Annotated in this window: 10 protein-coding genes; 9 read left to right on the top strand and 1 reads right to left on the bottom strand. The window is 35.1% G+C overall.

Annotation, left to right across the window (positions count from 1 at the left end; genetic code table 11):
• Window positions 1-82: 82 nt before the first annotated feature.
• The 6 genes from AABD74_RS18045 to AABD74_RS18020 all read left to right on the top strand — a co-directional run bounded on the left by AABD74_RS18045 (window position 83) and on the right by AABD74_RS18020 (window position 9,150).
• The gene (locus tag AABD74_RS18045; protein WP_406843808.1) at window positions 83-1,666 is read left to right on the top strand and encodes a glycoside hydrolase; all 1,584 of its coding nucleotides are present in this window, start codon (window positions 83-85) and stop codon (window positions 1,664-1,666) included.
• A 91-nt stretch (window positions 1,667-1,757) separates the two neighbouring features.
• On the top strand, window positions 1,758-4,178 hold the full coding sequence (locus AABD74_RS18040; protein ID WP_232682600.1) for a sugar-binding domain-containing protein: 2,421 nt from the start codon (window positions 1,758-1,760) through the stop codon (window positions 4,176-4,178).
• Between the two features lie 331 nt (window positions 4,179-4,509).
• A complete protein-coding gene (locus tag AABD74_RS18035) occupies window positions 4,510-5,877 on the top strand; it encodes a glycoside hydrolase family 27 protein (RefSeq protein ID WP_232682599.1) in 1,368 nt (455 codons plus the stop codon).
• Window positions 5,877-7,808 (top strand): family 43 glycosylhydrolase, encoded by a 1,932-nt coding sequence (locus AABD74_RS18030; RefSeq protein WP_406843807.1) that lies wholly within the window; start codon window positions 5,877-5,879, stop codon window positions 7,806-7,808. Before AABD74_RS18035 ends, AABD74_RS18030 begins: the two co-directional genes overlap by 1 nt.
• A 314-nt stretch (window positions 7,809-8,122) precedes the next feature.
• On the top strand, window positions 8,123-8,527 hold the full coding sequence (locus AABD74_RS18025; protein WP_232682597.1) for a hypothetical protein: 405 nt from the start codon (window positions 8,123-8,125) through the stop codon (window positions 8,525-8,527).
• Between the two features lie 233 nt (window positions 8,528-8,760).
• A complete protein-coding gene (locus AABD74_RS18020; protein WP_232682596.1) occupies window positions 8,761-9,150 on the top strand; it encodes a helix-turn-helix transcriptional regulator in 390 nt (129 codons plus the stop codon).
• 49 nt (window positions 9,151-9,199) lie between these two features.
• On the opposite strand, the gene AABD74_RS18015 is transcribed toward AABD74_RS18020, so the two are convergent.
• On the bottom strand, window positions 9,200-9,532 hold the full coding sequence (locus AABD74_RS18015; RefSeq protein WP_232682595.1) for a YegP family protein: 333 nt from the start codon (window positions 9,530-9,532) through the stop codon (window positions 9,200-9,202).
• A gap of 198 nt (window positions 9,533-9,730) precedes the next feature.
• Between AABD74_RS18015 and AABD74_RS18010 the strand changes: the two genes are divergently transcribed.
• The 3 genes from AABD74_RS18010 (at window position 9,731) to AABD74_RS18000 (ending at window position 12,064) form a co-directional block, all read left to right on the top strand.
• Window positions 9,731-10,216: a copper resistance protein NlpE gene (locus AABD74_RS18010; protein WP_406843806.1), complete on the top strand. Its 486-nt coding sequence runs from the start codon at window positions 9,731-9,733 to the stop codon at window positions 10,214-10,216.
• A gap of 113 nt (window positions 10,217-10,329) precedes the next feature.
• Window positions 10,330-11,469 carry an XdhC family protein gene (locus AABD74_RS18005; protein ID WP_406843805.1) on the top strand — a complete coding sequence of 380 codons (1,140 nt, stop codon included), beginning with the start codon at window positions 10,330-10,332 and terminating at the stop codon, window positions 11,467-11,469.
• Window positions 11,444-12,064 carry an NTP transferase domain-containing protein gene (locus AABD74_RS18000; RefSeq protein ID WP_232682592.1) on the top strand — a complete coding sequence of 207 codons (621 nt, stop codon included), beginning with the start codon at window positions 11,444-11,446 and terminating at the stop codon, window positions 12,062-12,064. Before AABD74_RS18005 ends, AABD74_RS18000 begins: the two co-directional genes overlap by 26 nt.
• The last annotated feature ends 236 nt before the right edge of the window (window positions 12,065-12,300 follow it).

Raw genomic sequence — 12,300 nt, 5'->3', positions numbered from 1 at the left:
AATTTCTAGTGAGATTCCTCGTTCCTCGGAATGACAAACTGAGCGTTAAAAAAATGCGACAATAAGAAAAACAAAAAAATAAATGAGAAAAATATATATCTCGCTTTTATTGATAACAAGTTCGCTGTCATTTGCACAGCGAACTGCCATCATCAGCACAGATAATGTTGTACAAATCATGGATGGTTTTGGAGGTTCTGATGCCTGGAGAACCCAGTTTGTGGGTAAAAATTGGCCGGAGAAGAAAAAGAACGCCATTGCCGATTTACTTTTTAGCAAAGAAATTGATGCAGAAGGAAATCCAAAAGGAATTGGACTTTCGATCTGGCGGTTTAATCTCGGTGCCGGAAGTACAGAACAAGGAGAAAACAGCAAAGTTTCTGACGAATGGAGAAGAAGCGAATGTTTTTTAAATGCCGACGGAACTTATGATTTTTCGAAACAAGAAGGGCAGAGATGGTTTTTGCAGGCAGCTAAAAAACGAGGTGTCGATAAATTCCTGATTTTCACAAACAGTCCGCCGGTTTTTATGACAAACAACGGATTATCTTTTGCATCCCAAAAGAATAAACTGAATCTAAAAGATGGTGCAATTCCAAAATTTGCCGATTTCTTAGTTCAAAGTATTCAGGGGTTGGAGAAAAAAGAAGGAATCAAATTCGATTATGTGAGTCCAATAAACGAACCGCAATGGGAATGGATGGCTAATAATGGCGACAAAAACAGTCAGGAAGGAACGCCGGCGACAAATGACGAAATTTATGCTTTGACCAAATCACTTTCAGAAAAACTCAAAGCTAATAAAATGAGTACCGAAATTGTGATTGCCGAAGCCGGACAAATCAATTATTTATATGAAAATGTAAATGCTGAAAATCGAGACAATCAAATCGATTATTTCTTCGGAAAAACAAAAACGAATATTTCCAAGCTTCCAAATGTAAAAAATGTCATTTTGGGCCACAGCTATTTTACGACATGGCCGGTTGAAAAACAGGTTTTAAGCCGAAAGTTAATTGCTGCAAATATTAAACAAAATCCGGGATTAAAATATTGGCAGTCTGAATACTGCATATTAGAAAATCCGGGAGAAGCTGAAATACCAGGAGGTTCAGGCGGAGGAAGAGATTTAGGAATGCAGACTGCTTTATTCGCAGCACGTTTAATTCACAACGATATTGCAGTTGCCAACGCAGCTTCATGGCAATGGTGGACATCGATAACCAGAGTTGATTACAAAGATGGTTTAATTTATCTTGACGACGGAAAAAGCAAAGGAGGAACCGAACCTAATTATGTTAGAAACGATGGAGAATTCCATGATTCAAAACTGCTTTGGGCTTTAGGAAATTATTCTCTTTTTGTTCGTCCCGGAATGTTGAGAATTGACGTTCCAAACCAAAACGAATTAGATGCAGCAAATGATGTAATGCTGACTGCTTATAAAGACACAGCCAATAAAAAAATGATTATAGTAGCAGTCAACTGCGGAAAATCTCCCCAAAAATACAAATTCGAATTATCAAAAGGAACAATTAAAAACAACGAATTAACGCCTTACATAACATCTGAAAATTCAAATCTAAAAAGAGCAGCAATTCAGAAAATTAATGATTTAGAAATTCCAGCAAGGTCTGTAGTGACATTTGTGGGAGAGTTTCAATAAAAATGAAGTTAGTTTCAAGTTTCAGGTTTCACGTTTGCGGGGAACTTGAAACTTGAAACTTGAAACTTGAAACAAAAATTAACTAAAAAAAATGTTTAGAAAAAAAATCATATTACCCGTACTTCTCTTCTCGTGCTTATCAGCATTTAGTCAGATATCATTTGGAGATTCTCAAAAAATCAATGACAACTGGAAATTCAATCTTCAGGAAACTCCGGATGCAAAAAACACAGCCTTTGACGACAGCAAATGGCAGCAGGTAAATGTACCGCACGACTGGAGCGTAAAAGGACAATTGAGTCCAACGCTGGCAAGCTGTACAGGATATCTTCCGGGAGGAATTGCCTGGTATAGAAAATCAGTAAATATTCCGCAGAGCAAAAGCGGAGAAAAAGTCTATTTATACTTTGAAGGCGTTTACAACCGAAGCGAAGTTTTCATCAACGGACATTCGTTAGGAAAACGACCAAACGGCTATATTTCTTTTGCCTATGATGCGACTCAATATGTAAAATTTGGAGGAGAAAATACAATCTCTGTTCGAGTTGACCACAGTCAAAGTGCCGATTCACGCTGGTACACCGGTTCAGGAATTTACAGAGATGTCTGGCTGGTGTATGCAAATCCGGTTCATATCGGGCAATGGGGAGTTTATGCTTATCCCGAAGTAAAAAACGGAACAGGAACTTTAAATGTTGAGGTTGATGTAGAAAACGGCTCAAAAGCAAAATCAAGTCTTACTATTGTAAATGAATTGATTTCAAATGAAGGAAAATCGGTCGCAAAATCTTCTTCAAAAATTGAAGTTTCCGCCAATCAAAGCGGAAAAATTTCAACGAAATTAACCGTAAAAAATCCTCAAATATGGGATTTAGAAAACCCGAATTTATATCAGCTTAAAACAACCGTTTTAAAAGATGGGAAACAAATCGACCAAACCGTAACAAAAACCGGTTTTAGAACCTTTACTTTCGATCCAAATAATGGTTTTGCCTTAAACGGAAAATGGATGAAAATGAAAGGCGTTTGTCTGCATCACGATGCAGGGGTTTTGGGTTCAGCCGTTCCTCGCGAAGTTTGGGAAACAAGACTTAAAACGCTTAAAGAAATAGGCGTAAATGCAATTCGTACAAGCCATAATCCGCAAGCGCCCGTTTTCTATGAACTTTGTGACGCATTAGGAATTTTGGTGTTAAACGAAGCTTATGACGAATGGGAATTTCCTAAACGTAAATGGTTAGAAGGCTGGAATTACGGAACTCCTGGATTCGAAGGTTCGTTTGATATTTTTGCAGAATATGCAGAAAAAGATTTAGAAGATTTTGTGCGTCGCGACAGAAATCATTTATCTGTTTTTGGATGGAGTATAGGTAACGAAGTAGATTATCCAAACGATCCATACTCGCATCCGGTTTTAGATAAAGGAAAAGACGGTTTTGGGCAGGCAGCTTACGGAGGTTACAAAAAAGATGCACCAGATGCTATGCGTCTTGGGGCAATTGCAAAACGTTTGGTAGCTGCAGTAAAAAAATACGATAAATCACGCCCAACGACTGCCGGATTAGCTGGAGTTGCAATGTCTAACGAAACAGAATATCCAGGTGCTTTAGACATTACAGGATACAATTATACAGAAAGCAAATACCAATCAGATCACGAAAAATATCCAAACAGAGTCATTTTCGGAAGTGAAAATGTGCATGATATGGATCCTTGGCTGGCGGTAAAAAATAACAAACATATTTTCGGACAGTTTTTATGGACAGGAATTGATTATTTAGGAGAATCTGGAAGATGGCCTTCAAGAGGGTTTTACTCAGGTTTAGTTGATTTTGCCGGCGTTATTAAACCAAGAGGATATTTCCGTCAGTCATTATGGTCAGATAAACCAATGGCATATATTGGAACTTATCCATTAAAAAATGAAAAAGACATTTCTAAAGATGCGTGGGCAATCTGGAACTATAAAGACGGAGAAAAAATTCGCGTAGTTTGTTATACCAATGCAGCAAAAGCACGTTTAGAATTAAACGGAAAAGTAGTTGGTGAAACCAAACTTTACGACGAAAAAACAGGAATTATGTATTGGGATATTCCTTTTGCTTCAGGAAAATTAGAAGTAATCGGATTAGGCAAAGACGACAAAGAAGTAAGCAGATATGCCATTATATCAACGCAGCAGCCAGTTGAATTAACCATTGCAGATAAAAATATCACAATTTCTAAAGATAAGGGCGTTGCTAAAATAATGGTTCAGGTAAAAGATCAAAACGGTTTACCTGTAATGCTTTCAGACAACGAAGTAACCTGTACGATAACCGGCCCGGGAACTTTATTAGGACTTGAAGCAGGAAACAACAGCGACATGACAGATTATACAGATAATGTACAGCGAGTATTTCACGGTCATATCGCAGCCTACATTCAATCTACAGGAGAAACACAGCCAATAAAAGTAACTTTTACAAGTCAATGGTTAAAGCCGGTTGAAGTTACGATTAATGTAAAGTAATTATTTTAGGAGATTAATTTTTAAGTCCCAGCGGGACGATATATTTATAAGAAAATCAGATATTTATGTGAACGGACCCCATTGGGCAGAATTTGTTCAAACTGAAGAGGCGCCATTCCGCTGGAGCTTTATTTGAAGAATATAATACATGATCTATAAATATGCTCTACTGGAGCTAATTACAAAAAAACGAATATTAGTTAGTTTTTTCAGATTGTCAATTAACCTGTCTGTATTTTGGTTTATCAGACAGGTTAATTGCATTTTATGGTTAAAGTTTATTATATTTGAAGTGTAAATTTTACATTTATTAACATCTAACCACATTATAATGAAAATTAAGAATAAAATTGCCCTTGCTTTAGGAGTAGTTTTGGTATCGGTTTCTGCCAATGCCCAAAAAACAGTTTTCAAAAAAGACGAATTTAAGCAATGGGCGCAAACCCCGCCAATGGGCTGGAACAGCTGGGATTGTTATGGACCAACTGTTGAAGAACACGAAGTAAAAGCCAATGCCGATTATATGGCAAAGAACTTAAAGAAATTTGGCTGGGAATATGTCGTTGTAGATATTCGATGGTTTGTAGAAAATGACAAAGCAGGAGGTTATAACCAAACAGATCCTCGTTATGTAATCGATCAATACGGAAGATATCTTCCGGCTGTAAACCGTTTTCCGTCAGCAAAAGACGGGCAGGGATTCAAACCTTTAGCAGATTATATCCATAAAAAAGGATTAAAATTCGGAATCCATATTATGCGTGGAATCCCTAAAAAAGCAGTGGAAGACAAACTGCCAATAAAAGGAGCAAATGGAGTTACAGCAGATCAAATTTACAGCACCGCTTTGCAGTGCGAATGGTTAAAAGACAATTATACAATTGTTGCCGACAAACCGGGAGCACAGGAATACTACAATTCTATTTTTGAATTGTATGCACAATGGGGAGTTGATTTTATTAAAATCGATGATTTATCAAGACCATATCACGAAGGCGAAATCAACTTAATTAGAAATGCCATTGACAAATGCGGACGCAAAATTGTTTTAAGTACTTCGCCGGGAGAAACTCCAATCGAAGCTGCGCCGCACGTAACTACACACGCGAACATGTGGCGTATGGTTGACGACGTTTGGGACACTTGGCCTCACATTACCCATTTAATGGATGTTGCGCAAAAATGGTACCCGCATATTGCTCCGGGAACCTGGCCGGATTGTGATATGATTCCGCTTGGTCGCATTTCAGTAAGAGGAGAAAGAGGCGAAGACAGAATGACTCGTTTAACAAAAGACGAACAATACACGCTGATCACGTTTTTCAATATCTTCAAATCACCGTTGTTTTTTGGCGGAGATTTACCAAGTAATGACGCTTTTACTTTATCGTTATTAACCAATAAAAATGTGGTAAAAATGCATAACGAAAGCACAGCTGTAAAACAGCTTTTCCAGAAAGATGGTAAAATTGCAGTGACTTCAAAAAATGCAAAAGACGGCAGTATTTATCTGGCATTATTTAATATTTCAGATACGGCATCGCAAAATGTTTCGGTAAATCTTTCAGATCTTGGTATTTCGGGCGAAGCTGATGTTTTGAATATATGGACAAATGAAAAATCTAAAGCACCAACCGCTATTTCTGCCGATTTAAGACCGCACAGTTCTGTTTTATATCAATTAAAAAGTAAAAAATAATGAAGAAAACGCATTTTAGTCTTGTATTATTTTTAACGGTTTTTAATTTTTTACAAGCCCAGAATACAAAAGGAGTTCCGCCCGTAATTGCAGAAAAAGACTTAACAGCCTATTTGTTTGTATACTTTACCGGAAATTCTGTTGAAGAAGAAGCCGTTCGTTTTGCCGTAAGTGCCGACGGTTATCATTATTACCATCTCAACGATAATAAACCAGTTTTAGACAGTAAAATAATCAGTTCAACCGGAGGAGTTCGTGATCCGCATATCTTAAGAGGCGACGATGGAAAAACCTTTTATATGGTTTTAACCGACATGACTTCATCAAAAGGCTGGGACAGTAATCGTGCGATGGTCTTGCTAAAAAGTACCGATTTAGTAAACTGGAAAAGCAGCGTGGTAAATATTCAAACGGCTTTTTCGGGAAACGAAAATTTAAAACGAGTTTGGGCACCGCAGACTATTTATGATGCTAAAGCCGGAAAATATTTAATTTACTTTAGTCTGCAATATGGCGGAGGGCCAGATAAAATTTATTACGCTTATGCGAATAAAGATTTCACAGCTCTGGAAAGCGCGCCCAAATTATTATTTGTTCCAAAATCTGAAAAAGCCTGCATTGACGGAGATATAATTGAAAAAGACGGAGTTTATCATCTTTTCTATAAAACCGAAACTGAAACGGCTGGAATAAAATCGGCTGCAACAACTGATTTGACTTCGGGAAAATGGACAGAAAATGATAATTATTTACAGCAGACAAATGAAGGAGTTGAAGGCTCAGGCGTTTTCAAACTAAACAATTCAGACGAATATATCCTGATGTATGATGTGTATAGAAAAGGGAGATATCAGTTTACAAAAACCAAAGACTTAGAAAACTTTACTGTAATCGATAATGATATTTCGATGGATTTTAATCCGCGTCACGGAACGATTCTGCCTATAACACGCTCTGAATTAAAAAGAATTACAGACAAATGGGGATTGCCTTCAAAATACCCAAAAATTAATAATAATCCGGTTTTAGAAGGTTATTACGCTGATCCGGAAATTCTGTACTCAAACAAAACAAAAAAATATTATATCTACCCAACAAGCGACGGTTTTGACGGCTGGTCGGGAAATTACTTCAAGACATTTTCTTCAGATAATTTAAAAGACTGGAAAGACGAAGGAATTATTCTTGACCTTAGAAAAGATGTAAGCTGGGCAAACAGAAATGCTTGGGCACCTTGTATTGTAGAGAAAAAGATAAAAGGAAAATACAAGTATTTTTATTATTTCACAGCAGCGCAAAAAATTGGTGCAGCAGTTTCGGATAATCCGAATGGGCCTTTTAAAGACAGCGGAAAAGCATTAATAAGCACAAAGCCTGAAGGCATAAAAGATGGTCAGGAAATAGATCCTGATGTTTTTACAGATCCGGTAAGCGGAAAAAGCTATTTATACTGGGGTAATATGTACATGGGTGTCGCCGAATTGAATGCTGATATGGTTTCCCTTAAAAAAGGAAGTACTAAAGTAATTGCTGTTAATGATTCATTTCGAGAAGGAACTTATATATTCTACAGAAAAGGAATTTATTATTTCCTGTGGAGTGAAGATGATACCAGAAGCCCGAATTATAAAGTTAGGTACGGAACTTCAAAATCGCCTTTAGGACCAATTGAGATTCCGAAAAATAATATTGTGATTCAGGGAAAACCAGATATTGGAATTCACGCAACGGGGCATAATTCAGTTTTGCAAATTCCAAATAAAGACCAATGGTATCTTGTTTACCATAGATTTTCTTATCCAACCGGAATTAAAATGGGAGACGCAGGAGGATTTCATCGTGAAGTCTGCATCGATAAATTAGAGTTTAATCCAGACGGAAGTATAAAAGAAGTAATCCCAACTCATATCGGAGTCGACGGTTTAAAATAAATTTTGTAACTTTATCCTGTCTAAAAGTCATTCCTCATAAAGGAGTGGCTTTTTTTATGCATTACTTATATAAGTAAAACGCCATATTGGATTTTGAAATCATAAGGTAAAATTTATAATTAGATTTAATTACAACCTCTGGTTATATTCTATAAGCTGACTTGTAAGAAAAAAAAGCTGATTATGCGTAATATTGTGAAACGATGTGCTGTTTACCACTGCAGCATTTTCAAGTTATTCATTTAAGCCGAAAACAATTTTTTAGACAGCTTTCTCACCAGGCTTTCTTTAAAGAGATTTAATTATTTATCATTATGTTCATTTCCCTCACTCACGATCAGGTACAGTTTCAGTACGGGTCAAAACAATGGCAGTACAATTTTAATGAAATTGTAGAACTTGGACTGCTCAAAAAAAAGAAAACTTATCTTTTTGAAAACGGCGCTTTTATGGCCGTAACTGCTTTAGCTTATTATTGCATGATTTTTACCAGTTTAATGGAGCTGTATTATTTAATACCAACTCTATTGTGTTATTCTTTTTTAATTATCCTGCGATTTAACAACAAAACAGAATTCGATTATTTTGTTATTGTAAAAGACATCTACAAAAAAGAAACAAAAGTAAAAATAGACGCTTTAGACCGGCCAATGATCGGAAAACAAATCGATCAGTATTTAAATTTAGAATTCGAACGGGTTTTAAAAACTACAAACTAAATATCGTAATGGACCAGGTATTAAATGAGATTTCCGGTTACGATCTGGCTTTTATAATTATTGCCCTTGTATATGGTTTCATAATTATAATTAGAAAAAAATAAACAAATTCTATTTCATCGGCCTACATGAAACAGAATTGTAATTATCCAAAAAATAAAGCTGCAATACCCCTCTAAGCTAAGTTTAGTTGCGGCTGTTTAAGTTACACACGCCCTCTCCAAATCAAACTTATGGCAACTTCAATAAAAAATAAAATTAAAAACATTAGAGAGTTAAAAAATTATACTCAGGAATATATGGCAGATCAACTTGGTGTCACTCAGGCAGGTTATAGTAAAATAGAAAAAGGAAGAACTATATTATCTTACGCTAAATTAGTAGAAATAGCCCGGATTTTAGAAGTTAGTGTAGAAGATATTATTAGTTTTGACAGTCAGAGATATTTCAATAACTATAATACCGTAAAAGGAAATAATAATAACGGAAGTATCTTAATTAATTCAAGCAGTGACGAAGCTTTAAAAGAACTTTATGAAGATAAAATAAAACTGCTGGAAAAACTTTTAAACAAAACAGAAGAAGAACTGGACCGTTATAAAATAAAATTTGGTCATATATAAAAAAAAACGAGGCTTTAGAGCCTCGTTTTTAGTTTATATCTTTTCACAATTAAACCGTTTGATCGTCTGTATCGGCATCAGGAGCGTTCTTTTTTACTGACTCGATTCCGTTTTCTCTGGCAGCAGTGCTTTCATACATTTCACTTGCACCAATATTCTGTCCGTTGCTGGCTTTTAAGTTAAAGTAAGGTTTGCCATTACTAGATTCTTTTCTGTCATAACGATTATCGTCCTGAGAGTTTGTTTTAACAGATTCAATTCCGTTTAAGGCAGCTGCTTTTGTCGAATAGCCTTCACTAGTCAAAATTGTCTGGCCGTTACCAGCTTTCAAATTAAATTGAAATTCACCATTGGTTCTTTTAGTAATTACAAATTTTCCCATGTAGTCTTTTATTTAAGTTAACTAAAATATATTGTTATTGATAAAAATACAAAACTTCATAATATAAATGATAATGTAAGAAAAAATAATTGTTTATACTTTGTTAAGTATAATCCTAAGATATTTAAAAGTTGACAGGCTTAGTTTTTACTTATAAGAAAATTCTTTAAATTTGAAAAAATATTAAAATTTACGAATATGAAAAATGTATTGATTTTGCTAATCACCGCAGTTCAATTTTTGTCTTGCAACAGTAAAAAAAATGAAGAAAATACTAAGACCGAAGTAATAGATTCAACAAGCACAAAAGTTGAAAAAAGTACAGCCGAAAACGCCTTGGTCTATGAAGGTTTACTGCCTTGTGCAGATTGCAGCGGCATTCAAACCGTTCTTAAAATTTATCAGGGAAACGGGACAATGGAAGGGCAAAAGTTTGAATTATCAAGTATTTACAAAGGAAAATCGCCTGAAAAAGAGTTCGTTGAAAAAGGAAATTTTAATACAGAACGAGGTTTAGAAAACGATCCTGACGGAACAATTTTTGTTTTAAATTGGGACAAACCCGTCGAAAAGCAATCGTATTATGGCTATTTAAGTACAGACACAAAAAAAATCTATATGCTGGATCGCGAAAGAAAAATAATAAAATCGAAGCTGAACTATTCTTTAGACCTAAAAAAATAAACCAAACCTATTTTAATTAAGAATATTATAAACTTAAATGACTTTACGGTCTTTAAGTTATAATATTTTTTATTTTTAGAGTATCAAAGAATCATCAATACAAATTTCTGTTGATGGCATTTATTTTTATGAAAGAAATCAGCGAAATTCTTAAAGCATACTCAGAAGCAAAATCGGCAGGAAAAAAAACAGCTTTGGCAACAGTCGTTAAAGTTGAAGGATCATCGTATCGCCAGCCCGGAGCGCGAATGCTCGTTACAGAAGATGGAGAATTAACAGGAGCCATAAGCGGAGGCTGCCTTGAGGGCGATGCATTACGAAAAGCGCTTCTTTCCATTCATCAAAAACAAAATAAACTAATTACCTACAATACTAATAATGAAGAAGATATTGAAATAGGTTTACAGCTTGGCTGCAACGGGATTGTACATATTCTATTTGAATATATTGATGAAGAAGCATCAAAAAATCCGATACAGCTTTTACAGCAATTAGAAGTAGAAAGAAAACAAGCCGTAATTGTTACTGTTTTTTCTTTAAAAAGAAATGCAGTGCAGTCTGGAACGATTTTTTTTTACAGACAGGAAAGCCAAATTTTGTCTCATAACGATGAAGCTCTAAATTTAATTTTAGATGTACATGAAGTCTTGAAAACTAAAACATCAATTGTAAAAAAACTTCAAACAGAAAGCGAAAGTGAAGCTTTAATAGAATATATAAACCCGCCAATTTCACTTGTAATTGCAGGAGCAGGAAACGATGTACAGCCTTTGGTTAAAATAGCTTCAATTTTAGGCTGGAAAATTACTGTTGGCGACGGACGTGCGACACATGCAATCGAAAAACGTTTTCCTAAAGCAGACAAAGTAAATGTGTTAAAACCAGAAGAATTTCTGGAAAATATCACTATTGATAATCAAACGTATTTCGTATTGATGACCCACAATTACAAATACGACTTAGCAGTTTTAAAATTACTTTTAAAAACAGACTGTCAATACATTGGAATTCTCGGTCCAAAAACAAAATTAAACCGAATGCTGGATGATCTTCAAAATGAAGGAATAACAGTCAGTGAAGAACAATTAGAGCGAATTTACAGTCCGGTTGGTTTAGACATTGGAGCAGAAACATCCGAAGAAATTGCACTTTCAATTGTATCAGAAATTAAAGCTTTTTCGACTGGAAAGCCTGGGACTTCTTTAAAATATAAAGCAGGTAAAATTCATGACGAAATTCATTATGAAAGATAAATTTAAATATAAAACCGCTATTATAATTTTGGCTGCAGGGAATTCTTCAAGATTAGGAAGACCAAAGCAATTATTAAAATATAAAGGATCAACTCTTTTAAAGAACACGATTTCTGAAGCTTTAAAAGTGTACAATTCATTTGTTATAGTGGTAACAGGTGCGAATCATAATGAAGTAGAAAAACAGCTTAATACTGCAGAAATAAATATTTGTTTTAATCCCGAATGGGAAACCGGAATGTCATCTTCAATTGTAAAAGGATTAAATGAATTATTGCTTTTAAAACCTGATAGCAATGAATGTATTTTTGCCGTTTGTGATCAACCCTTTGTTAACAATTTAATTTTTGAACATTTAATTAGGCACTATCATAAAAGCAAAAAAAGAATTATAGCTTCTGCGTATTCCGAAACCTTAGGAACTCCGGTTTTATTCCATAAAAAATATTTTAATGAATTGCTTGAATTGAGTGGGCAGGAAGGAGCAAAAAAAATCATTAAAAAGCATCAAAATGACGTCTATTCAATTCCTTTCGAAAAAGGTAATATTGATATTGATACAGAAGAGGATTATAACAAATTAGTTTCTGAGTAATTTGCTATATGTTTTAATCTCGCAAAGTCGCAGAGACGCAAAGTTTTTTTGTTAGCTGCCTCCAGTTTTAACGCAAAGTTTTTAAGATTTAATTCAATTGCCTCCAGCTTTAGCTGGAGGTTCTAAGCAAGAATAGAAAAGGCTTTAGCCCAAACTAGCCGAAGTTTGGCTAAAGCCTTTTAAACCTTAATCTATTTCCTCCTCCAGTTAAAACTGGAGGCAACTAATAAAAAACT

It is taken from the genome of Flavobacterium soyae (assembly GCF_045348165.1).
Taxonomy (GTDB): Bacteria; Bacteroidota; Bacteroidia; order Flavobacteriales; family Flavobacteriaceae; genus Flavobacterium; species Flavobacterium soyae.
Note: the sequence above shows the minus strand (reverse complement) of the source record. Positions and strands in the feature narration are given on the sequence as shown.